Source organism: Arthrobacter sp. ok362 (genome assembly GCF_900102785.1).
In the GTDB taxonomy this organism is placed as follows: Bacteria; Actinomycetota; Actinomycetes; order Actinomycetales; family Micrococcaceae; genus Arthrobacter.
The window spans coordinates 1-22,093 of record NZ_FNGC01000026.1 but is presented as its reverse complement, the minus strand read 5'-3'; the positions used below and the strand labels follow the sequence as shown (position 1 = coordinate 22,093).

General features: G+C 67.3%; 16 protein-coding genes and 1 rRNA gene. 10 read left to right on the top strand and 7 right to left on the bottom strand.

Annotated elements, in window-relative coordinates; genetic code table 11:
* Positions 1 to 215: 215 nt before the first annotated feature.
* The 8 genes from BLQ10_RS21555 to galK all read left to right on the top strand — a co-directional run bounded on the left by BLQ10_RS21555 (position 216) and on the right by galK (position 11,111).
* The gene (locus BLQ10_RS21555; RefSeq protein ID WP_091565033.1) at positions 216 to 1,532 is read left to right on the top strand and encodes an ABC transporter substrate-binding protein; all 1,317 of its coding nucleotides are present in this window, start codon (positions 216 to 218) and stop codon (positions 1,530 to 1,532) included.
* Positions 1,533 to 1,559: 27 nt separating this feature from the next.
* Positions 1,560 to 2,510 (top strand): carbohydrate ABC transporter permease, encoded by a 951-nt coding sequence (locus BLQ10_RS21550; RefSeq protein WP_091565032.1) that lies wholly within the window; start codon positions 1,560 to 1,562, stop codon positions 2,508 to 2,510.
* Positions 2,507 to 3,475, top strand: coding sequence for a carbohydrate ABC transporter permease (locus tag BLQ10_RS21545; protein WP_091565031.1), 969 nt, complete (start codon positions 2,507 to 2,509; stop codon positions 3,473 to 3,475). The genes BLQ10_RS21550 and BLQ10_RS21545 overlap by 4 nt, the downstream gene beginning before the upstream one ends.
* 2 nt (positions 3,476 to 3,477) lie before the next feature.
* Positions 3,478 to 5,610, top strand: coding sequence for a beta-galactosidase (locus tag BLQ10_RS21540; protein ID WP_217635849.1), 2,133 nt, complete (start codon positions 3,478 to 3,480; stop codon positions 5,608 to 5,610).
* A 9-nt stretch (positions 5,611 to 5,619) separates the two neighbouring features.
* Positions 5,620 to 6,438, top strand: coding sequence for a DeoR/GlpR family DNA-binding transcription regulator (locus BLQ10_RS21535; RefSeq protein WP_091565030.1), 819 nt, complete (start codon positions 5,620 to 5,622; stop codon positions 6,436 to 6,438).
* A gap of 88 nt (positions 6,439 to 6,526) precedes the next feature.
* Complete coding sequence (locus tag BLQ10_RS21530) at positions 6,527 to 8,776, top strand: alpha-galactosidase (protein WP_091565043.1); 2,250 nt, start codon at positions 6,527 to 6,529, stop codon at positions 8,774 to 8,776.
* Positions 8,777 to 8,778: 2 nt separating this feature from the next.
* Positions 8,779 to 9,939 (top strand): galactose-1-phosphate uridylyltransferase, encoded by a 1,161-nt coding sequence (gene galT / locus BLQ10_RS21525; RefSeq protein ID WP_091565029.1) that lies wholly within the window; start codon positions 8,779 to 8,781, stop codon positions 9,937 to 9,939.
* Positions 9,936 to 11,111: a galactokinase gene (gene galK / locus BLQ10_RS21520; RefSeq protein WP_091565028.1), complete on the top strand. Its 1,176-nt coding sequence runs from the start codon at positions 9,936 to 9,938 to the stop codon at positions 11,109 to 11,111. Before galT ends, galK begins: the two co-directional genes overlap by 4 nt.
* Before the next feature lie 32 nt (positions 11,112 to 11,143).
* Here galK and BLQ10_RS21515 read toward each other — a convergent pair whose 3' ends face one another.
* Entirely contained in the window at positions 11,144 to 12,133 is a 990-nt protein-coding gene (locus BLQ10_RS21515; RefSeq protein WP_091565027.1) for an LLM class flavin-dependent oxidoreductase, read from the bottom strand.
* 220 nt (positions 12,134 to 12,353) lie between these two features.
* Positions 12,354 to 13,163: a glycoside hydrolase family 25 domain-containing protein gene (locus BLQ10_RS21510; protein ID WP_091565026.1), complete on the bottom strand. Its 810-nt coding sequence runs from the start codon at positions 13,161 to 13,163 to the stop codon at positions 12,354 to 12,356.
* Positions 13,164 to 13,383: 220 nt separating this feature from the next.
* On the opposite strand from BLQ10_RS21510, the gene BLQ10_RS21505 reads away from it, so the two are divergent.
* Together BLQ10_RS21505 and BLQ10_RS21500 are read left to right on the top strand one after the other, a co-directional pair.
* Complete coding sequence (locus BLQ10_RS21505; protein ID WP_091565025.1) at positions 13,384 to 15,114, top strand: helicase HerA-like domain-containing protein; 1,731 nt, start codon at positions 13,384 to 13,386, stop codon at positions 15,112 to 15,114.
* Positions 15,115 to 15,216: 102 nt separating this feature from the next.
* Positions 15,217 to 16,209, top strand: coding sequence for a hypothetical protein (locus tag BLQ10_RS21500; protein ID WP_091565024.1), 993 nt, complete (start codon positions 15,217 to 15,219; stop codon positions 16,207 to 16,209).
* Between the two features lie 171 nt (positions 16,210 to 16,380).
* On the opposite strand, the gene BLQ10_RS21495 is transcribed toward BLQ10_RS21500, so the two are convergent.
* The 5 genes from BLQ10_RS21495 to rrf all read right to left on the bottom strand — a co-directional run bounded on the left by BLQ10_RS21495 (position 16,381) and on the right by rrf (position 22,061).
* Entirely contained in the window at positions 16,381 to 16,773 is a 393-nt protein-coding gene (locus tag BLQ10_RS21495) for an endonuclease domain-containing protein (protein WP_368086535.1), read from the bottom strand.
* A 208-nt stretch (positions 16,774 to 16,981) separates the two neighbouring features.
* Entirely contained in the window at positions 16,982 to 18,943 is a 1,962-nt protein-coding gene (locus tag BLQ10_RS21490) for an NHL domain-containing thioredoxin family protein (protein ID WP_091565022.1), read from the bottom strand.
* The gene (locus BLQ10_RS21485; RefSeq protein ID WP_091565042.1) at positions 18,940 to 20,979 is read right to left on the bottom strand and encodes a bifunctional copper resistance protein CopD/cytochrome c oxidase assembly protein; all 2,040 of its coding nucleotides are present in this window, start codon (positions 20,977 to 20,979) and stop codon (positions 18,940 to 18,942) included. Before BLQ10_RS21485 ends, BLQ10_RS21490 begins: the two co-directional genes overlap by 4 nt.
* Before the next feature lie 313 nt (positions 20,980 to 21,292).
* Positions 21,293 to 21,580 (bottom strand): HU family DNA-binding protein, encoded by a 288-nt coding sequence (locus tag BLQ10_RS21480; RefSeq protein WP_011776355.1) that lies wholly within the window; start codon positions 21,578 to 21,580, stop codon positions 21,293 to 21,295.
* A 364-nt stretch (positions 21,581 to 21,944) separates the two neighbouring features.
* Positions 21,945 to 22,061, bottom strand: a 5S ribosomal RNA gene (gene rrf, locus BLQ10_RS21475).
* Between the last annotated feature and the right edge of the window lie 32 nt (positions 22,062 to 22,093).

Sequence of the window (22,093 nt, the reverse complement as noted above, 5' to 3'; positions counted from 1 at the left end):
TTTCCGCGGATCCGGGCGCCACCGCCGGCCGGCGGACCACATCGGTGCCCTGAGGACCTTAACGCTATGAGCGGGTCGGGACTTAGTCAACGGACAAGTGCCGGCCACAGCGCCGTAATGTTCGTTTTTGCTACTTGACGTTCTTTATTGTGCGAATATGATAGCTAATTATGTGAGCTGCTTCACGCCACCCGCGTTATTTCAAAGGAGAAATTATGACCATGCATGAGGACGCACTGCTCCGGGCCTCCAGCCAAGGCGGGTGGGACCGGAGGACGTTGCTGAAGACCTTCGGCGCCGGAGCAGTCGCGATGGCCGGCATTCCCCTGCTCACAGCCTGCACGGGCGGCAGCGCACCAGCCAGCAGCGGCTCCACGACGGCCACCTTCGGCTCCGGATCCTCCGACGAGGTCCCCAAGGCCGCCTACAAGGCAGTGACCGACGCTTTCCAGAAGAAGTCAGGCGTCGCGATCACCACCAACGTGGTGGCGCACAATGACTTCCAGAACAAGATCAACACCTACCTCCAGGGCAGCCCGGACGATTCCTTCACCTGGTTCGCCGGCTACCGCATGCAGTACTACGCCGGCAAGGGACTGCTCGCCCCGATCGACGATGTCTGGGAAAAGGTCGGCGGAAACTACTCCGACGCTCTGAAAAAGGCCTCGACGGGCGCCGACGGCAAGATGTACCTGATTCCGAACTACAACTATCCCTGGGGTTTCTTCTACCGGAAGAGCCTCTGGACGGAAAAGGGGTACGCCGTCCCCAAGACGTTCGACGAACTGAAGGCGCTCTGCACCAAGATGAAGGGTGACGGCCTGATCCCGATTGAGTTTGCGGACAAGGACGGCTGGCCCGCCATGGGCACCTTTGACTACCTGAACATGCGCTTGAACGGCTACCAGTTCCACATGGACCTCACCGCCCACAAGGAAAGCTGGGACCAGAAGAAGGTCAGCGACGTCTTCGACACCTGGAAGGCGCTGCTGCCGTACCAGAACCCGAACGCCCTCGGCATGACCTGGCAGGACTCCGCGAAGTCCCTCGCGGACAAGAAGTCGGGAATGTACCTGCTCGGGTCCTTCCTTACCCAACAGTTCACGGACAAGGCGATCGCCGACGACATCGACTTCTTCCCGTTCCCCGAGATCGCGGTGGAGGGCCAGGACTCCATCGAGGCACCCATTGACGGTCTCCTGCTCTCGAAGAAGGGCGGGCAGAACCAGTCGGCCCGGGATTTCCTGGCGTACGTCGGCACCCCGGAGGGACAGGATGTGTACGCCTCGGTTGACTCGTCCAACATCGCCACCGCCAAGGGCGCTGATACGTCCAAGTTCACTCCGCTCAACAAGAAACTGGCCGAGGCGATCAGCGGCGCCAAGAACATCAGCCAGTTCTTCGACCGCGATGCCCTGCCCGCCATGGCCAACAACGTGATGATCCCGGCCCTTCAGTCCTTCATCAAGGACGGCAATGTCGATGTGAAGAACCTCGAAGCCCAGGCCAAGTCCCTCTACGCCGCCCAGTAGCGGCATGTCTCAAGGCAAGGAATCCCCATGAGTGTGTCTACAAATCCGTCGGCGCGGGGGCGCAAGGCAACCGCCGCGCCCGCGCGACGGGTTCGGCGGCTGTCCGGCCGCGACAAAGTGGTGCTGGGCCTGATGGTGGGCGTCCCCACGCTGATCCAGCTCGTATTGGTCTGGATCCCCACGCTCATGTCCGTCGGGCTGTCCTTCACCCGCTGGAACGGGCTCGAACTGACCGACATCAAACCCGCAGGCGGCGATAACTACCAGTTCGTCGCCCAGGATTACCCGCCGTTTTGGCCCGCCGTGCAGCACAACGTGCTGTGGCTGGCGTTCCTGGCCTTCGTCGCCACGCCGCTGGGGCTGCTGCTGGCCGTGCTCCTGGACCAAAACATCCGCGGCACGAGGATCTACCAGAGCGTCTTCTTCGCCCCCGTGATGCTCTCCCTGGCCCTGATCGGGATCATCTGGCAGCTGTTCTACAACCGCGACAGCGGCTTCTTAAACTTCCTCCTCGGCACGGCGGGCACGCCCCAGGCCGTGGACTGGTTCGGGGATTCCAGCGTCAACATCTGGGCCGCCCTCTTTGCCGCCACCTGGCGGCACGCCGGCTACGTCATGATCTTGTACTTGGCCGGGCTCAAGGGAGTAGACCCGACCCTGCGCGAAGCGGCCCAGATTGACGGCGCCAACGCGGTCCAGACCTTCTTCCAAGTGATCTTCCCGGCGATGCGCCCGGTCAACATCATCATCATCGTCATCACCGTCATCGAATCCCTCCGGGCATTCGACATCGTCTACGTGATCAACCGCGGCACCAACGGCCTGGAACTCATCAGCGCCCTGGTCATCCAGAACCTGGTGGGCGAAGGGCAGGTGATCGGCATCGGCTCGGCACTGGCCGTCATCCTGCTGGTCATCTCGCTGATCCCCATCACCTTCTACCTGTCCCGCGCGTTTGGAAAGGACAAAGAGGCATGAGCATCGCCCATCCAACCGATGCCGCCGCGGCTGGCACGCCGGCGGACGCCGGCCAGCCCAGCTCCGGCGCGGGCAGGACCGGCCCCCGGCCCGGCCGGCCAGCCAACAACAAGCAGGGCAAGCGGCACTACGGGACCCATGTCTTCCTCATCGTCATGGCGGCGATCTGGCTCGTGCCCCTGGGCTGGGCCGTTTTCACGGCGCTGCGGCCCAAGGCGGACACGGACAAGTACGGCTATTTCAGCACCGGCGGTGCCTTCAACTTCGACAACTTCACCCAGGCCTGGACGCAGGGCGGCTTTTCCCAGCTGTTCTGGAACTCGGTGCTCATCACGGTCCCGTCCGTGTTTCTCATCCTTTTCTTCGCCTCCATGATGGCGTTCGCTGTCAGCCGGGTGAGCTGGAAGTTCAACATCACGCTGCTGATCATGTTCACCGCCGGAAACCTGCTCCCCCCGCAGGTGCTCGCGGCCCCGCTCTTTGAAATGTTCAAGCACTTTGAACTGCCGTACGCGATCAGCGATTCCGGGAACCTGCTCAACACCTATATCAGCGTGATCGCGGTGGACACCGCCTTCCAGATCGGCTTCGTGACCTTCGTGCTCTCGAACTACATGAAGGCGCTGTCCCCCGAACTGACCGAGGCTGCCCTGGTGGACGGGGCCGGCGTCTGGCGCCAGTACTGGGACATCATCCTGCCGCTGTGCCGCCCCGCCCTGGCCGCCATGGGCACGCTTGAAGTGATCTTCATTTACAACGACTACTTCTGGCCGCTGCTGTTCATTCAAAGTGGCGACCGCCTTCCGGTCACCACGGCCATCAACAATCTCCAGGGCCAGTTCCTCTCCAACTACAACCTGATCGCCGCCGGCGCCATGATCACGGCAATTCCGGCCCTGGTCGTCTACCTGCTCCTGCAGCGGCATTTCGTGGCGGGCCTGACCCTCGGCTCCAGCAAAGGATAAACGTGGACAACAGCACCACCCACAACAACAACTCCATGGACTACATCACCGCGCGCCTCGGCTCCGAGGGCTCTCCGATGCTGGCCTTCGGCGGCGACTACAACCCCGAGCAATGGCCCGAGGAGACGTGGAACGAAGACGTCCTGCTAATGCGCGAGGCCGGCGTCAACCTGGTCAGCGTGGGCATTTTCAGCTGGTCGCTGCTGGAACCGTACGAGGGCGTCTACGAGTTCGGCTGGCTGGACCGGGTCCTGGACCTGTTGCACGCCAACGGCATCCGGGTGGACCTGGCGAACGCCACGGCATCGCCGCCGCCCTGGTTCAGCCACAAGTACCCCGAGTCGCTGCCGGTAACGGCCGACGGCGTGCGGCACAGTTACGGTTCCCGGCAGGCTTTCGCCGCCTCAAGCCCCGACTACCGCCGGGCCGCCGCTGCGCTGACCGAGCGGATCGCCGTCCGGTACAAGGACCACCCCGCCGTCGTGATGTGGCACGTCCACAACGAGTACGGCTGCCACAACCAGCCGGACTTCTCCGACGGCGCCGCCGCCGGTTTCCGGCGCTGGCTGGAACGCCGGTACGGCAGCCTCGAGACCCTCAATGCCGCGTGGGGAACCGCCTTCTGGTCCCAGCGCTACTCGGCCTGGGACGAAATCCTGCCGCCGCGGACCTCCGGTACCTGGGTCAACCCGACCCAGCAGTTGGACTTCGCCCGCTACTCCTCCGATGAGCTGCTCGAATGCTACAAGGCCGAGGCCTCGATCATCCGCTCGCACTCGGGGCATCCCGTAACCACCAACTTCATGGGCTTCAACATGGGCCTGCACCAGCCGGTGGACTACTGGCGCTGGTCCGAGGAGATGGATGTGGTCTCCAATGACCACTACCTCATTGCCGATGATCCACGGAACTTCCAGGAACTGGCGGCCACAGCGGACCTCACCCGCGGCTGGGCCAAGGGCAAGCCGTGGCTGCTCATGGAACATTCCACCTCGGCGGTCAACTGGCAGCCCCGCAACATCGCCAAAGCGCCAGGCGAGATGCTGCGAAATTCCCTGCAGCACGTGGCCCGCGGTGCCGACGGCGCACTGTTCTTCCAGTGGCGGGCGTCCCGCGCCGGCGCCGAGAAGTTCCACTCCGGGCTGCTGCCGCATGCCGGCACGGACACCAAGGTTTGGCGCGAAGTGGTCCAGCTCGGCCAGGCGCTGCGCAGCCTGGCCGAAGTCAGCGGTTCGGTGGTCACGGGCGCGTCCGGCCGGGTGGATGTTGCGATCCTTCATGACACCGACGCCCGCTGGGCCTCGGAACTGGACTCGCACCCGAGCGTGGATGCCTCCAACATCACGGAAACCCGGCGGTGGCATGATGCCTTTTACCGCGCCGGGATCCCCACGGACTTCCGCCAGAGCACCGAGGACCTCTCCGGCTACCGGCTGGTCATCGCGCCGATGCAGTACCTCGTGAGCGATGCCGGGGCCTCGAACCTGGACTCCTACGTGCGCGCCGGCGGCCACCTCGTGGTGACGTATTTCTCCGGTATCGTGGACGAAAATGACCACATCAGGCTTGGCAGTTACCCCGGCGCGTTCAGCGGGCTGTTGGGCGTCGGGATGGAAGAGTTCTTTCCGTTGCGCGCAGGGGAAAGCGTGCAGCTCAGCGGCTTCGGTGCCGGCACCTGCTGGAACGAACTGGGGCGGGCCACCACCGCCGAGGTCCTCGCGGCCGTGGAAGAGGGACCGGCTGCCGGTTCTCCCGCCGTGACCCGCAACCGGGCCGGAAGCGGCCGTTCCTACTATGTCGCCACCACGCTCGCGTCGGAGGGCCTGGGCGAACTGCTCAGCGTCGTCTGCGCCGATGCAGGGGTACAGCCGCTCGTTCCGGATCTGCCGGCCGACGTGGAAGTCGCCCGGCGCAGCAAGGACGGAACGGACTGGACATTCTGCATCAACCACGGGATGCACGAGGTCCGGCTGCCGCTGGAAGGCGTTGACCTCCTCACCGGTAACGAGCTCGACGGCGGGCTCGGCCTCGCGGCCGGAGGTGTCGCCGTGGTCCGTTCCCGTGCCGCCCAACTGGTCGGCACGTCCGCCAGCCACTCAAACCGCTCAAGCCTTCCAAACCACTCAAGCCTGTAAGGACTCCACATGCTAGCCGCAGCCCGCCATTCCGCCATCCTCGCGGAGGTCCAACGTGAGCGGATCGTCCGTATCGCGGACCTCGCCAAGATGCTCGGCGTCTCGCTGATGACCGTGCGGCGGGACATCGAGGCCCTCGACGCGGCGGGTGCCGTGGAGAAGATCCATGGCGGGGCCAAGCTGCCCGGCGGAGCCGGCACCCACGAGCCAGGCTTCGAGCTGAAGGTGACCCAGCTCAAGGACGAGAAGATGGCGATTGCGCAGGCGGCGGCCGCCCAGGTGCGCGAGGGCATGGCGGTGGGGCTCAGCGCCGGCACCACCACGTGGGCGCTGGCCCAACTGCTGTCCACCGGTCCGCGGATCACGGTGGTCACCAACTCGGTACGGATCGCCGACGTCTTCCACCAAAGCTCCTCCCCATCCACCGTGATCCTGACCGGCGGCGAGCGCACACCCTCCGATGCGCTCGTCGGGCCGCTGGCCACGTCCGCGCTCAGGCAGCTTCACCTGGACGTGCTGTTCCTCGGCGTCCACGGTGTCGACGCCGACGCCGGGTTCACCACTCCCAACGTGCTGGAAGCCGAAACCGACCGGGCCTTCGTCACCGCGGCCCGCCGGGTGGTGGTGCTGGCCGACCACACAAAGTGGGGCACCCTCGGCATAAGCACCATCGCCAGCCTGGAGGACGCTGACGAACTCATCAGCGACGACCTCCTCGGCAGCGAGGCCCGGCGCATCCTCGGCGAGCGCGTCGGCCGGCTCCGTCTGGCCAGTACCGGCGACGCCCGGCGCACCAGCACAGCCAGCCCCGCAGCAGCCGCAGGCTGACCGGCACGGCCCCGCCCACCCAACCACTACGCCTGGAGCTACCGTGAACAACCCGGACCTCACCCTTGCCGCCGAGACCCGCTCCCCGCTGGGCGCCCCGCACAGGGAGCCCCTATACCTGCGCCGCTCCGGAACGTCGCTGCTCATCGACTTCAGCACCGGCGAGGCCGCCATGCTGCACTTCGGCGCCGACCTCGGCCCTGCCCTGCCGGACCTTTCGCTGCTGGGCGACGCCGTCCCGCACTCGGCACTCGATGTCCCGGTCACACTGGGACTGATCCCGCAGGCGTCCTCCGGCTGGCGCGGGCGGCCCGGCCTGCGCGGCCACCGGAACGGCCAGGCGTTCTCCGCCCGTCTGCGTGTTGTCAGTGTTGAGCGGTCCCGCGGGGGGCGTTCCGCCGGGGAGGAATGCTCTGCCGCCATCACCCAGGCAGACCCCGACGCCGGTGTCAGCGTCCACACGGAGATCAGGATCAACGACGGCGGCCTGCTCCAGATCCGGCACCGGCTCGACAACGACGGCGCCGGCCCGTACAGCCTTGACGAACTCGCGGCCGTCCTGCCGGTGGGCCGCGCCGCCACAGAGATCCTGGACCTGACCGGCCGCTGGTGCCGGGAGTCCCACCCCCAGCGCCTGCCGCTGCACCAAGGCACCTGGGTCCGCTCGGGCCGGCACGGGCGGACCGGCCATGACGCCTCGCTCCTGCTGGCAGCCGGCACCCCCGGATTCGGCAACCGCCACGGGCAGGTGTGGGCCGTGCACCTGGGCTGGAGCGGCAACCACGAGAGCTTCGTGGACGCCACCGCGGACGGCAGGACCGTCATGGGCGCCTCGGAACTGCTCGGCGCCGGCGAGATCAGCGTGGCCGCGAACGCCAGCTACGAGACCCCGTGGTTGTTCGCGGCGTATTCCGCCGCGGGTCTGGACGGCATCAGCGATGCTTTCTACACCTGGTTCCGCGGCCGCCCGCACCACCCCGGTGTGCGGTCCGGCAAAGCCCGTCCTGTGGTTCTCAACGTCTGGGAAGCGGTGTATTTCGACCACCGGATGCCGGTGCTGCTCGATCTCGCCGAATCCGCTGCCCGGCTGGGCGTGGAACGCTATGTCCTCGACGACGGCTGGTTCCGCGGCCGGCGCAACGACCAGGCAGGCCTCGGCGACTGGTACGTCGACGAGGACCTCTGGCCCGGCGGCCTGGCCCCGCTGATCGCCGCGGTTACCGGCCACGGCATGGAATTCGGCCTCTGGGTCGAACCCGAAATGGTGAACGAAGACTCCGACTTGGCCCGCGCCCACCCGGACTGGATCGCCGGTCCGGCCCCGCGGCCCGCAGACGGCGGTGCCGGCGGCGGCCCGGCCGACCGGCTGCCGGAACCGTGGCGGCACCAGCAGGTCCTCGACCTCGTCAATCCGGAGGCCTGGCAGTACATCTTCGACAGGCTCGATGCCCTGTTGAGCGAATACCGGATCAGCTACCTCAAATGGGACCAGAACCGGGACCTGACCGAAATGGGCCACGCCGGCCGCCCCTCCGTGCACGCCCAGACACGGGCCGTTTACCGGCTCCTCGACGAGCTCCGCCTGGCCCACCCGGACGTCGAGATTGAAAGTTGTTCCTCCGGGGGCGCCCGCGTGGATCTCGGAATCCTGGAACGCACCGACCGGATCTGGGCCTCGGACTGCAACGATGCCCTGGAACGGCAGACGATCCAGCGCTGGACCGGCGTGGTGGTGCCGCCGGAGCTCGTCGGATCGCACATCGGCCCGACCACGAGCCACACCACCGCGCGAACGCACGATCTCTCCTTCCGGGCGATCACCGCGATGTTCGGCCACTTCGGCCTCGAATGGGATGTCCGGCACCTCGCCGATTCCGAACGCACCGAGCTTGCCGCGGCGATCGCACTGTTCAAGCAGTACCGCCCCCTGCTGCACAGCGGGCGCATGGTACGGGCCGACGAGCCCGATCCGGCCCTCCGGCTCCACGGCGTCGTGTCCCACGACGGCGGCGAGGCCCTCTACGCCCTGGTGTCCCTGGCGACGTCGTTCGCCGAACTTCCGGGGCGGGTCTGCCTGCCGGGGCTGCTGCCGGACGCCGCGTACTGGGTGGAAGCGGTCTTCCCCGCGGCCGATGACAGGCGGGCGTTCCTGCAGGCGGCGCCTCCGGCGTGGCTTGCTGGCGGCGTCGAGGCGACCGGACGGTTCCTGGCCGAGTCCGGCCTCCCCATGCCAGTCCTGAACCCGGAGCACGGGCTGCTCCTGGCCGTCCGCCGCGTCACCGCCGCTGAGGCTGCCGCGCCAGCTGCAACCGGCGGCCAGCCCGTGAGGAAGTCCTGACAATGGGCCAGATTACGAAACGCTCCTACAAGCTCTCCGACGGCCGGGACATCATCTACTTCGATGATGCCGATACCGTCCTGCCCCCGGACCGCGGGGACGATCTGCGCGCGCCGGCGCTCCGTCCGCCCACGGCCACCATGCGCCAGGACGTCCTGACCGGGGAGTGGATTTCGATCGCGGCCGCCCGGCAAAACCGGGTGGTCCTGCCGCCCTCGCACCTGGACCCGCTGGCCCCGGCGTCACCGGAGAATCCCTCGGAAATTCCGAGTCTCTACGACGTCGCCGTCTTCGAAAACAAGTCCCCATCCTTCGGACCGGACCTGGCCGGGGCCGCCGCGCCGGAGGGCCTGGATGACCTCGCCCTGGTGGGGCTGGGGCGCAGCCGGCAGTCTGTGGGCCGGTGCGAAGTGGTGTGCTTCTCCCCCGAACACACCGGTTCCCTGGCGGGACTGCCCCTGTCCCGGATGCGCACGGTGGTGGAAGCCTGGGCGGACCGGACGGCCGAGCTGTCCGCGCTGCCCGGCGTCGAACAGGTTTTCCCGTTCGAGAACCGCGGCGAAGCGATCGGCGTGACGCTGCACCACCCGCACGGACAGATCTACGCCTACCCGTACATCACGCCCCGCACAGCCCAGCTGGTCCGCACGATCGAGAGCTACGGCGGTTCGCTGTTCGAGGACATCCTCAGCTTCGAGCAGAAATCCGAGCGGGTGCTTCTCCAGGGCGAGCACTGGACGGCGTTTGTCCCGTTTGCCGCGCGCTGGCCGCTGGAAGTGCACATCCTCCCGCACCGGCACGTCCCGGACCTCGCCGCCACAACGGACGAGGAACGCGATGAGTTCTCCCGGCTGTACGGCCGGCTCCTGCGCGGCGTCGATGCCCTCTACGACACCCCCACCCCTTACATTTCGGCGTGGCATCAGGCTCCCGTCCACGCCCACCGGGACGACATCCGGCTCATGCTGCAGCTGACCTCGCCCCGCCGGGAGGAGGACAAGCTCAAGTACCTGGCAGGGTCGGAGGCCGCGATGGGCGCATTCATCGCGGACATCCCGCCGGAAACGGCAGCCGCCCGGCTCCGCGAGGCCATGGAAACGGCCGGGCTCGAGCCATTCCCAACAGAACAGCCAGCAACAGAACAGGAAGCCGCCCAGCCATGAACGAAGTCCTTCAACTGGGAAGTGAGTACTTTTCCAGCCAGTTCAGCGGCGCGCCGGACGGCTTGTGGTCGGCGCCCGGGCGGGTCAACCTGATCGGCGAGCACACGGATTACAACGACGGCTTCGCGTTTCCGATCGCGATCGACAAGCGCACCACGGTAGCGGCCCGCGCCCGTGCAGACCGCCTGCTTAGGGTCACAAGCAGCTCCTTCCCCGGCGTGGTGGAGGTGAGCCTCGAGGACCTGGACCCAGATGCCCTCACCGGCTGGGCCGCCTACCCGCTGGGCGTGGCCTGGGCGATGGCCCGGGCGGCGGCCGGCGGTGCGTCCGGCGGCGCCTCCCGGATGTCCGGCGTGGACCTGGCGCTGACCTCGGATGTCCCGGCCGGCGCCGGGCTGTCCTCCTCTGCCGCCGTCGAATGCGCCGTGGCCCTGGCCCTGAACGATCTCTGGGAGTTGGGGCTGGACAGTCAGGCACTGGCCCGGATCGGCCAGCTGGCCGAGAACAGGGTGGTCGGCGCACCCACCGGCATCATGGACCAGTCGGCCTCGCTCCTGGGCGAACCGGACCATGGCATCCTGCTCGACTGCCAGAACCTGCTGACCGAGACCGTTGCCCTGGGCTTTGCCGTTGCCGGGGTGGGGCTCCTCGTGATCGACACCCGCACCAGCCACTCCCATGCCGACGGCGGTTATGCCAGCCGCCGCCGGTCCTGCGAGGACGGCGCCCGCCGTCTGGGCGTCGGCAGCCTGCGGGCATTGGGCCCGGACGATCTCCCCCGCGCCGCGGCACAGCTCGACGGACAGACCTACCGCCGGGTCCGCCACATCATTACGGAAAACCAGCGGGTGCTGGCCACCGTCGCGGCACTGCGGGCCTCCGGCGCCGGCGCCATCGGTCCGTTCCTTGATGAATCGCACCTGTCCATGCGCGACGACTTCGAGATCTCCACCCCCGAGCTCGACCTCGCGGTGGCCAGCGCGCAGGAATTGGGCGCCATCGGCGCGCGGATGACCGGTGGCGGCTTCGGCGGGGCCGCCCTCGCCCTGGTCCGGAACGACGACGCCGGCAAGGTGGCCGGGGGGATTGCCCGCGACTTCGCCCGTGCCCGGTACACGGCCCCGCACATCTTCCCAGTCACCGCGTCCGAGGGCGCCCGCCGGGAACTGTAGCCAGGGCCGGCGGCGGACGGCCCCGCTGGCTCCTAGGCCCGGACGAGCCGGGCGGCGTCGGCCAGAAGCTCCACGGAACGGAGCCGGGCCTCGGTGCCGGTGCTCTGGTGCGCCACGATCAGTTCGTCGGCATCGGCGTGCTCCGTGAACTCCTCGAGGTACGCCAGCACGGCATCGGGAGTGCCGACAGCGGAGTACTTCATCATCTGCGCCACGTGCTGGCCCTGGGGCGAGTCCAGGATCATGTCCGCCTCGTCCTCGCTGAACACACGGCCGTTGCCGAAGAACAGGGAGACCCTGGCCCGCTTCGTGGCCTGGAACTTCGCCTGGGCCTCCGCGGCCGAATCGGCGGCAACGACATTGACGCCGGCGATCACGTGCGGTGCCTCGAGCTGCGCTGAGGGCCGGAATTCGCGGCGGTAGACGGCCACCGCGTCTTGCAGCGCGTTGGGCGCGAAGTGCGAGGCGAAGGCGTAGGGCAGTCCCAGCTGGGCGGCCAGCCGGGCGCCGAACAGGGAGGAGCCCAGGATGTACAGCGGCACGTTGGTGCCCTTGCCCGGGGTGGCCTCCACGCCCTGGATGCGGGTGGGGCCGGTCAGGTAGCCCTGGAGCTCCAGGACGTCCTGGGGGAAGCTGTCTGCCGACATCGGATCGCGGCGCAGGGCGCGCATGGTGTTCTGGTCGCTGCCCGGCGCACGGCCCAACCCGAGGTCGATCCTTCCTGGGTGCAGGGTTTCGAGCGTCCCGAACTGTTCCGCGATGGTCAGCGGCGAGTGGTTGGGCAGCATTACGCCACCGGCGCCGAGCCGAATGCTGGAGGTGTGGGCCGCGACGTGGGCGATCAGCACGCTCGTGGCGGAGGAGGCGATCGAGGACATGTTGTGGTGCTCGGCGTACCAGATCCGCCGGTAGCCCCGGTCCTCGGCGAGCTGCGCCATGGCCACGCTTCCGGCGAAGCTCTCCCCCGCCGTCTGGCCCGGGCCGATGGTTGCGAGATCAAGAATAGAAAGCGGAACAGTCACGGAAAAGCCGGCCTTTCGTAGCGGGGCAGTGTACGGGCCGGAGTTTGGGACTGCGGTCCTGGGCGGCGACGGGTTTCCGGCGCGGGCACACTGTGGTCAACGACGGCGGGCCCCGGGATATTTCTGCACATAGTTCTGCATGCCCGGACGATCCACCCCAGTCCCGCAGCTGCCGACTGCTGCCGGCTTCTGCTCCTGCTACTGCTTCTGCTTCAGCGGTTCAGCGGGATCCGGTGCACGAATAGTTGTAGTCGAGGCCGCCGGAGATGTACTGCGTCATCGAGACGCGGCTGCGCGGGGTGAGTCCAGAGCGGGCGCAGTTCGCCTTGGCGACGGCCGCCGATCCCGCTCCAGCGAGCCAGCTCGGCAATCCTGCCAGCGGGCTGGTGAACTTCACGGTTCCGGCGATCTTCCCCCACTGGTAGGCGGTGGAGTAGATGCCCACGCGGGCGCCGATCCGCTTGAAATAGGCGGTCATGCCTTCCAGGACGGCGACGTTGGCGGCCTTGTCTGTCTGCCAGGAGTTTTCCGTTTCCACATCCAGCCACCAGAGGTAGGACTGCGGGTTGCTGACCCCGCGGCGCTTGGTGTCGTCGGATGCCTTGGCCCACCCGTACATGTAGGAGCAGGCTTTGAGCGACCCCAAGGCGCAGTTGCCGTACGGGTTGGTGACCTTCACCCCGTTGTAGGTGTTCAACGTGGGCCACCAGGATCCCTGCCGGGCGGGGTTGGCCGTGTTGACGTACAGCGCCACCCTCGGCTGCGCCGTCGCTGCCGGGGACTTTGCGGTCTTCGCCCAGGCCAGCTGGCTTGCCAGACACGGGTTCGTGTTGTTGGCCAGACCGTGGTTGACGCCGACGATTGCGAAGGCGGGCTGCTTAGGGAGGGTCTTGCCGCACTGCGGCCACGAGACATCGATTCCGGGTCCCGAGGAGCTGGCCGTGGCGGCCGAGGCGGGGCTTCCGCCCAGGAGGACAAGGCCGAGGGTCACAACAAAGGCCAGTACGATGCGCGGGAACGAGTTGGGCATGCCACAGTCTAAGGGCAGAATCGCAAATCGGTAGCGTAATTCGACAAACGCTGCCGATTTTTCCTCCGAAACGCGCACAGCGTCCCCGATGAGAACCCCGCATCGCCCGGCCGAGGACCCACCTGTCGGCGAGCCATGGAATAGTCAGCCCTCAGGGCCCTCGCCGAATAGGCCGGTCTTAGCCGGGCCCGGGAACCCCGGACCCGGCTAAGCTAACCGCATGGCCATCAAATCCACTGCAGATAAAGTCGCCACGATCGTCCAGGGCTACACCCTGGACGGACCCACGATCGAGCTCGGGGCGGCGATCGTCGATGGCGAACTCCACAAGGACGCCCCCGTCCGGCTGCCGCTCGCGATGATGAACCGGCACGGCCTCGTGGCAGGGGCGACAGGCACCGGCAAGACCGTCACGCTGCACATGATGGCCGAACAGCTCTCCACAGCGGGCGTGCCCGTGTTCCTTGCCGACATCAAAGGCGACCTCTCCGGGCTGGCCACCGCGGCCACGGGCAGCGAAAAGCTCCTGGCCCGCACGGAGAGCATCGGCCAGGCGTGGGCAGGCAAGAGCTTCCCGGTGGAGTTCCTGGCCCTCGGCGGCGACGGCAAGGGCATCCCGGTCCGCGCCACCATTACCTCTTTCGGCCCCATCCTGCTCTCCCGTGTCATGGACCTGAACGAGACCCAGGAATCCAGCCTTCAGCTCGTCTTCCATTTCGCGGACAAGAACAACCTGGAGCTGATCGACCTCAAGGACCTGCGGGCCGTGATCCAGTTCTTGACCTCGGCCGAGGGCAAGGACGAGCTTGAGGAACTCGGCGGCCTCTCCAAGGCAACCGCGGGCGTGATCCTGCGCGAACTGATCACGCTCGAGGCGCAGGGCATGGAGAAGTTCTTCGGCGAACCCGAGTTCGACACCGCGGAACTGCTGCGTACCGCGCCTGACGGCCGCGGCGTGGTCAGCTGCCTGGAGCTGCCGACACTGCAGACCAAACCCATGCTCTTCTCGACGTTCCTCATGTGGCTGCTGGCCGACCTCTTCGAGGACCTGCCAGAGGCAGGGGACCTCGACAAGCCCAAGCTCGTGTTCTTCCTGGATGAGGCGCACCTGCTGTTCAACGGCGCCTCGAAGGCCTTCCTCGACGCCATCACCACCACCGTCCGGCTCATCCGGTCCAAGGGCGTCGGCATCTTCTTCGTGACGCAGACCCCCAAGGACGTCCCCGCCGACGTCCTCGGCCAGTTGGCAAACCGGGTACAGCACGCCCTCCGCGCCTATACCCCGGAGGACGCCAAGGCCCTCAGGGCCACCGTCTCCACGTTCCCGACCAGCGACTACGATCTCGAGGAGATCCTCACCACTGCCGGCATCGGCGAGGCCGTCATTACCGTCCTGAATGAGAAGGGCGCGCCGACCCCTGTGGCGCTTACCCGGCTCCGCGCCCCGGAATCCGTGATGGGCCCCAGCACAGACGCCCTGATCTCCAGCACCGTCGCCGCCTCCGCGCTCCTGCCCAAATACGGCACCGCCGTCGACAACATCTCGGCCTACGAGAAAATCACCGCCGAAGGCGGTGACTACACAGGAGCTGCCCCCACCGGGCCGGCCGCCGGGACCGCACACCAGGGCGGAGCCCCGGGCGGGACTGGCCAGGGCGGCGGCCTGGACCCCAACGCCGTCGACGCCGAAGCCCGACGGATCGAGGAAGAAATCCTTGGCCGTCCCAGCAGCCGTCCCGCGCCGGCGCCGGGGACGCCCGAACACGGGCAAACGCCCGAGCGGCGGGCCCCCCGCCCGGCGCAACCGACGGACGGCGGCGGGATCGGCGGCGACCTCGCGGGGGCCCTCGGCGGGGGCCTCAAGAGCATGGCCCGATCGCTGGGGACCCAACTCGGCAGGGAACTGCTCCGCGGCGTCTTCGGCACGTCCTCGAAACGCCGCCGCCGCTAGCGACCAGCACGGCGGCGTCCATCCGAGCCATGCTCCGCGTCACAGATGCGAACCGTGACACCGAGATTCCTGTGGGGTGCAGGTAACGTAAGAATCGTGCAGATGAGTCAGTCGTTGGTCAAAATCGCAGCAGTGTGGCTGCTCGGGCTGATGCTTGCCGTGGCCGGGGCCATCGTGTCCATCAACCTGGTGAACGACTCCATTGCCGGGCCCCAGCAGCCAGTCCGCGAATATCTCAGCGCCCTGCAAAAGGGCGATGGCGAAAAGGCATTGGGGCTGTTGCGCGCCTCCGTGCCACAAAGCAACCCGGCGATGCTCGACGGAACCGCTCTGCAAACCGCGGCCGCCCGCGTCACCGACGTCAAACTTGGTGACGCTGAAGAGCGCGGAGCGAACCAAGTCATGGTGCCCATGGACTACACGATCGACGGCAGCCGGTTGCGGACAGAGTTCCTGCTGGAACGCTCCGGCACCGAGTGGCTGTTCTTCGACAAATGGTCTTTCGTCCCGGCTGCGCTGCCCGTCCTGGACGTCACCGTGGTCAACTCCAGCGAGGCCACCGTCAACGGGGTACCGGTAAACATGCCCAACGGCCGCAACTCCTTCGCTGTCTTCTATCCCGGCGAGTACGAGGCCGCGCTGAACGGCCAGTACTTCACCGCCCCGGCCACCCGGGCAACCGTGACGGGCGGGGACGCGCGCCCGGCCTCGCTGAACCTGCTGACCGAGGCCACAGGCGCCCTGAAGGAGGCCGTGAGCGGCAAGGTCAAGGAGTTCCTGGACTCCTGCGCCGACGAGGCAGACAAGCAGCAGAAGCTGCAGCCTGACTGCCCGTTCTACCACGCCACCAACAACCGCGTGATTGACGGGACCATCGACTGGAGCATCACGAACTACCCCACCGTCAGCATCGAGCCGTTCGGCGGCCGCTGGGTGGTAGCACCCCTGGACGGCAAGGCCCGGATCAGGGCTCGCCAGGTGGACCTGTTTACGGGCGCCGCGACCGACATCAACTCCGTCCACGATTTCAGCTTCACGACCCGCCTGGACATCGACGGCGACACCGTCAAGCTCACGCCGCAGCTCAACTACTAGACCTCGGTTAACTACTAGAACCCGGTTAACTACCAGAACCGGGGAGGTTCCCCGCCGCAGGGTCCCTTCCCGTCACGCAGCGCAGACTTTGGGCCATCCGAGAGCACTGCTCCCCAGGAATCCCGCGGATTTCTTCTCCCCCGGTGCCCAAAAAGCTGCCGGCCGTGATATCTATCTGGGCGCTTTCACGCTGGCAAGAACCGCCAGGACCTCCGCCACCATGGCCGCCGGATGGTGAACCACGTCGGCATAGTAGTAGCGGAGCACTGCGTAGCCCCGGGCCACCGAGCGGTTGTTGCGGCGCTGGTCCTTCTTCACCTGCTCCCATTCGCCGTGATGACGACCGTCGAGCTCCACGATCAGCCAGCCCTCCAGCAGCAGATCCACATACCCAACGCCCTCAATGTGCACCTGCGTCTCCACCCAAATTCCGGCTTGTTGGAAATAGGTTCGGGCCAGGGTCTCCAGCAGGGATTCTGCGCCACGGTCCACCCAGTTCAGGACCTCCCGGGCCCGGCCGTTACGCGTCCCAGGCAGCCGCCGCCGCAAGAAATCCAGCGTCATATCGCCCCTGCTCATGATTCGCCCCGCTCACTAGGCGCGGCACCGGCAGGCTGCCGTATGTGGATAATTCCGCGTCACGCCGGGCAGCTTTTTGAAGCCCCGGGAGTCGACGGGCGGCGGGATTCCGCGGCTACGGGTCCGAGGAAAGCCAAAAGGCTGCTGTCCGTGACGCGAGGTCACGGACAGCAGCCTTTTGATCGGCAGCGGCTCAGTCCATTCCACGCAGGTCAAGGACCAGCTCGGTGTCGCCGTCGGCCTGCAGGAGCACGGGGATTCCCCAGTCCTGCTGGTAGAGGTGGCAGGCCGCGTGGTCCGGGATCTCGCCGTCGGCGTCTTCGGGGCCGTCGCAGGCCGCCGCGCGGGCGGTGATGTGCAGGACGCCTTCGGGAATGTCCGAGGAAAGCTCCAGGGTACGCAGGAGGCCCACAGACGTCCCGCCGCCGGAGACCAGCAGTTCGGGCGGTGTGGACGAGATCTTCAGCTGGGTGGGATCGCCCCAGCGGTCGTCCAGCTTCTGCCCAGTAGGCGCCGTGAAGCGGACGGCCAGTTCGAGCGGCCCGGGCGCCACGGGGCTCTTGGGCCGGTGGGTCTGTGCCGCGCCCTCGTCCACCTGCTGTGCTTCCTTCGGGATCGGCACGTAGACCAGCTGGTGCTTGTTGGCCTCGACCACCACCAGCAACGGCTCGGCTCCGGCGACCTGCGTGTGGTCGACAATCACGTCGGAAGGCTCGGACAGCCCGCGGGCCAGCGTGGAGACCGTGCCGGTCGCGGGGTCGTAGCGGCGGACTGCGCCGTTGTACGTGTCCGCGATGGCCACCGAGCCGTCAGGGAGCACCGTCACGCCGAGCGGGTGCTGCAGCCGCGCCTCTGCGGCGGGGCCGTCGCGGAAGCCGAAGTCGAACAGGCCCTTGCCCACGGCCGACTCGACGGTGATGCTGCCGGCGTCGTCAATGACGAGTTTGCGCAGGGCGGAGGTCTCGGAGTCAGCCACCCAGATGTTGCCGTCGGCGTCTTCGGCGACGCCGGAGGACTGGGCGAACCAGGCTTCGGCGCCCGGGCCGTCCAGGAGCCCTTCGAGGCCGTTGCCGGCGATGATTTTTACGGCGCCTGAGGTTGGCTCGAAACTGAAGATCTGGTGCACTCCAGCCATCGCCACCACCACGGCGTTGAGTTTGGTGGACCAGACGACATCCCACGGCGAACTCAGGGACACCGCGAGCGGATCCGCCTCGAGCCGGGTACCGTAGGCGGCGCCTTCCTCGTCCACGCGGGCCGGGCCGGTTTCCAGCAGCCGCTGCACGCCGTTGCCGGCCAGCGTCCGGACGGTTCCGTCCGTGAGGGAGAGCCCACGGAGCCGGTGGTTCACTGAGTCCGCAATTACGACGTCGTAACCGGCGTCCGCGGCCACGTCCTCGGGCAGCAGCACCAGGCCCTGCGGTTCATTGAACCGGGCGGTGGCGGCGTTGCCGTCGGCGTGGCCCTTGTTGCCGGAGCCGTAGGTGGCCAGCACCGTCTGGAAGTCGGTGGAGAGCTCCACGATGCGGTGATGGCCGGTGTCGGTGACCAGCCAGGAGCCGGCGTCCTCCGCGGTGCCGACGCCGCGGCCGGCGGGCAGGAACAGGGCCTTTCCCGGGAAGCGCAGCGTGCCCGACGTCGGTTCTGGCGCCACATAGGGGCCGTCGCCGCGGTGCAGGGCGCCCCTACCCTCATGCTCGGCGATCAGTTCGGGGATCAGCACGGCGAGGCCGTCCGCGTGGCCTTCACCGGAGAGGTGCGCCACGATGTAGCCCTCGGGATCGATGACCACCAGGGTGGGCCACGCCCGGGCCGTGTAGGCCTTCCAGGTGTCCAGTTCGGGGTCGTCGAGAACCGGGTGGCGAATCTCGTAGCGTTCGACGGCGGCCGCCAGTGCCACGGGATCGGCCTCGTGCTCGAACTTGGGCGAATGCACACCGACCGTCACCAGGACATCCGAGTACTGCTGCTCGAGCGGACGGAGCTCGTCCAGGACGTGCAGGCAGTTGATGCAGCAGAACGTCCAGAAGTCCAGCAGCACGATCTTGCCGCGCAGGGATTCGAGGTCCAGGGACTTGCCACCGGTGTTCAGCCAGTTGCGGCCCACCAGTTCGGAGGCCCGGACCCGGAGATGGGTGCGTACGGTTTCGGTCATGAGCGTCCTTCCAGCTTTGAATTGCGTTCGGCAAGCCTGGCGTCGCGCTCGGCCAGCTTGGCAAACATATCGTTGTAAGCGGTGAGGTCGGCGTCGTTATTCCTATCCGCCGCCCGGTCGGTGCGTTTGGACTCGCGCGCATCGGAGCGGGACCACATAACGGCGACGCCGATCGCCACCAGCAGGGTTGGCACTTCACCGATGCCCCAGGCCACGGCACCGCCCATCTGCTGGTCCAGCAGGGCCGAGGGGCCCCACGTCCGCCCCAGGTTGCCGAAGTAGTCCGCAGCCAACAGCCCCGTGCCGCCCATGATGGCGACGCCGAAGAACGCGTGGAAGCCCATGGTGGCCAGCAGGAGCAGCAGCCGCATGGGGTACGGTGCGCGGCGCGGCAGCGGATCGGTGCCGATCATGGTGAGCACGAAGATGTAGCCGGTGAGGGCGAAGTGCAGGTTCATGAGCTCGTGGCCCACGTGGTCCCGCATCGCGTAGCCGAACGCGTCCGAGTAGTAGAAGAGCACGATGGAGCCGGCGAAGTTGGCGGCCGCGAACAGCGGGTGGGTCACCAGTTGCGAGAACTTGGAGTGGATGAAGATCATCACCCACTCACGCGGTCCGCGCGAGCTGTCGCGCCGCGGGGCGAGCGCCCGGAGCGCCAGCGTCACGGGTGCGCCGAGGACCAGGAAGATGGGGGCCACCATGGTCAGGGCCATGTGGTCCACCATGTGCGCCGAGAACAGTACCCTGCCGTAGACCGACGGCGGTCCCGAGGTCACGTAGGTGAGGACCACGATCCCGATCACCCAGTTGACCGTCCGGAACCAGGGCCACGAGTCGCCCCGTTGCAGTACCTTCCGGACGCCGAGGACATAGGACACCAGGGCAAAGGCTGCGACGGCGACCCAGAGCCAGTCGAGCCGCCACTCCGTGAGCCATCGTTCCGGGGTCAGCTCCGGCGGAAGCTCGTAGCCGGAGAGGATGAAGGCCGGCGACGCGTCGGGGGCGAAACTGGTGGGCTGCGGCGGGGCAGAGCGCCCCAGGGCCACGGCGATCCCGGACGTCGCTCCCATGATGATCAGCTCCACGATCACCAACTGCCACAGCACTTGGCGCGCGGACCTGCCCATGCCGCGGTTGCCCAGCTGCGGGATAACCCAGCGGCGGTGCATGAGCCCGATGCCGCCCAGCACAAGGACCGCCGCCGTCTTGGCGAGGATCAGTTGCCCGTAGGCCGACCCGAAGAGGTCTGCCCATGTGGTAAGGCGGATGCTGGCGTTGATCACGCCTGAGGCGAAGACCAGAACGAAGGCAAAGCCCGCAAGGGATGAGAACCGGCGCAGGGTCGGCTCGGTGATGTCTGCGGTCCGCGGGGACGCACCCGAGCTGCGCCCGCCGGCGGCGGTGCCGCCCAGGACGCCCGAAAGGACCGCCAGCATGATGATGCCGCCCACCCAGGCCGATACGCCCACCAGGTGCAGGCCCAGCGAGTTGATTGCGCCCTCGTGGTCGCTGGAGCTTGAGGAGTGCCCGATCAGGGCGGCGGGAACCAGTCCGATCAGCGAAAGGACCAGCGTCAGTGCCAGCCCGCCGCGGGAGCGCACCCCGAAAAGAGCGGTGGTGACGACGGCCGCGATGATCACGACCGCCAGCCAGGCGCGTCCGGTTTCGATGTCCGTCATGAAGTACACGAGGGAACGGGTGAATTCCGGATCTCCTGAGATGCCCTGCCCTGCAATGTCCGCGTAGCCCAGGACCAGCACGGAGATCGCGGAGAACGTCCAGACGGCGCCCGCCGCGGCGGCCACGGCCAGCGCGCGGGTGAAGGCCGGATGTTCCGGGGCGTCCTGGCCCTTGAACCGGGAGCCGTCCCTGTTCCGCGGGAGGATCCCGACGGCGAAGATCAGGGCGCCGATCACCGTGGCCACGGCGACGTTGTGGACCGCTTTGCTCACCGGGAGCCCCCAGCGCACCAGCGCACCCGGATCCGAGACTTCGCGGGCGGCTGCCGCGCCGGAAAAGATGAGTGCCGCGGCCAGGCCCACGAACAACGCGCCAAGGCCGGCGATCAGCCACCGCCGGGCAATCCCGTCGGGACCTTGGCCAGGGCCGCGTGCGTCCCCTGAAGGAACGGGCGCTGCGGTTGTGGGCGTGGGATTTGCTGCGGAAGGCACACCTCCATTGTCCGCTACGCTGCCCTGCTCAGCGAATCGGCCCCAACGGCTCGGCCTTGGGGATCGGTCCAGGCGGACGGTCGGGGGAACACCCAGGCGAACGGGCGCCGATTGGGCGGGGAACGCAAAAGGAGCGGCAACCCTAGGGTTGCCGCTCCTTTCAAGCCTGCGAAGAAGACTACTTCTTCTTGGCGACTGCAGCCTTCAGCTTGGAGCCGGCGGTCAGCTTGACGCTGTGGCCAGCGGCAATCTGGATGGTCTCGCCGGTCTGCGGGTTGCGGCCGGTGCGAGCTGCACGGTCGGTGCGCTCGACTGCGAGCCAGCCCGGGATGGTGATCTTTTCGCCCGCGGCGACAGAGGTCTCGAAGACCTCGAACAGTGCGTCGAGCACGGAGTTGACTGCTGCCTGGCTGGTGCCGGCCTTGCCTGCGACCTCTGCAACAAGTTCACTACGGTTCTTAGCCATTTATGTCCTCCTGGACGGTCATGATTTTTGGAGCTTGCACACGGCATGCGTACAAACCACTGTTCGAAAACTTACCAGCTTGGCGCCTCAGAGGTGGCAAATTCCGCGTGTTTTCGGCGTTTTTTGGGGAAAATCACTGGAATCGACGCCGATAGCGGCCAATTTGCGCCCAGAGCGGACGCCCCCTTCGGCGGCGCCGATTCAGCGAGACCCGCCGCGGTCCTCGCCAGCGGACTTTGCGCCCCTTGGGTGGCGGGCCGGGGCGGCCGCGTGGGAGGCCGCGGCCGGCGGTCCTGGCGGGGTGTTTGGGGGTTAAATGCGGGAGGACCCCCAACGTGGTTGGGGGTCCTCGACCTGAATGGTTGTCCGGCGGTGACCTACTCTCCCACACCCTCCCGGGTGCAGTACCATCGGCGCTGTGGGTCTTAGCTTCCGGGTTCGGGATGGGACCGGGCGTTTCCCCCACGCTATGACCGCCGTAACCCTGTGTCCGCACCCGCCGGCGCCCTGGGG

Excerpts from the sequence above, each read along its gene's own strand:
- BLQ10_RS21500 (WP_091565024.1), top strand. The coding sequence starts at position 15,217 with ATGAGTCAGTCGTTGGTCAAAATCGCAGCAGTGTGGCTGCTCGGGCTG.
- BLQ10_RS21495 (WP_368086535.1), bottom strand. The coding sequence starts at position 16,773 with ATGACGCTGGATTTCTTGCGGCGGCGGCTGCCTGGGACGCGTAACGGC.
- BLQ10_RS21535 (WP_091565030.1), top strand. The coding sequence starts at position 5,620 with ATGCTAGCCGCAGCCCGCCATTCCGCCATCCTCGCGGAGGTCCAACGT.
- BLQ10_RS21490 (WP_091565022.1), bottom strand. The coding sequence starts at position 18,943 with ATGACCGAAACCGTACGCACCCATCTCCGGGTCCGGGCCTCCGAACTG.
- BLQ10_RS21505 (WP_091565025.1), top strand. The coding sequence starts at position 13,384 with ATGGCCATCAAATCCACTGCAGATAAAGTCGCCACGATCGTCCAGGGC.
- galT (WP_091565029.1), top strand. The coding sequence starts at position 8,779 with ATGGGCCAGATTACGAAACGCTCCTACAAGCTCTCCGACGGCCGGGAC.
- galK (WP_091565028.1), top strand. The coding sequence starts at position 9,936 with ATGAACGAAGTCCTTCAACTGGGAAGTGAGTACTTTTCCAGCCAGTTC.
- BLQ10_RS21550 (WP_091565032.1), top strand. The coding sequence starts at position 1,560 with ATGAGTGTGTCTACAAATCCGTCGGCGCGGGGGCGCAAGGCAACCGCC.
- BLQ10_RS21510 (WP_091565026.1), bottom strand. The coding sequence starts at position 13,163 with ATGCCCAACTCGTTCCCGCGCATCGTACTGGCCTTTGTTGTGACCCTC.
- BLQ10_RS21480 (WP_011776355.1), bottom strand. The coding sequence starts at position 21,580 with ATGGCTAAGAACCGTAGTGAACTTGTTGCAGAGGTCGCAGGCAAGGCC.
- BLQ10_RS21555 (WP_091565033.1), top strand. The coding sequence starts at position 216 with ATGACCATGCATGAGGACGCACTGCTCCGGGCCTCCAGCCAAGGCGGG.
- BLQ10_RS21545 (WP_091565031.1), top strand. The coding sequence starts at position 2,507 with ATGAGCATCGCCCATCCAACCGATGCCGCCGCGGCTGGCACGCCGGCG.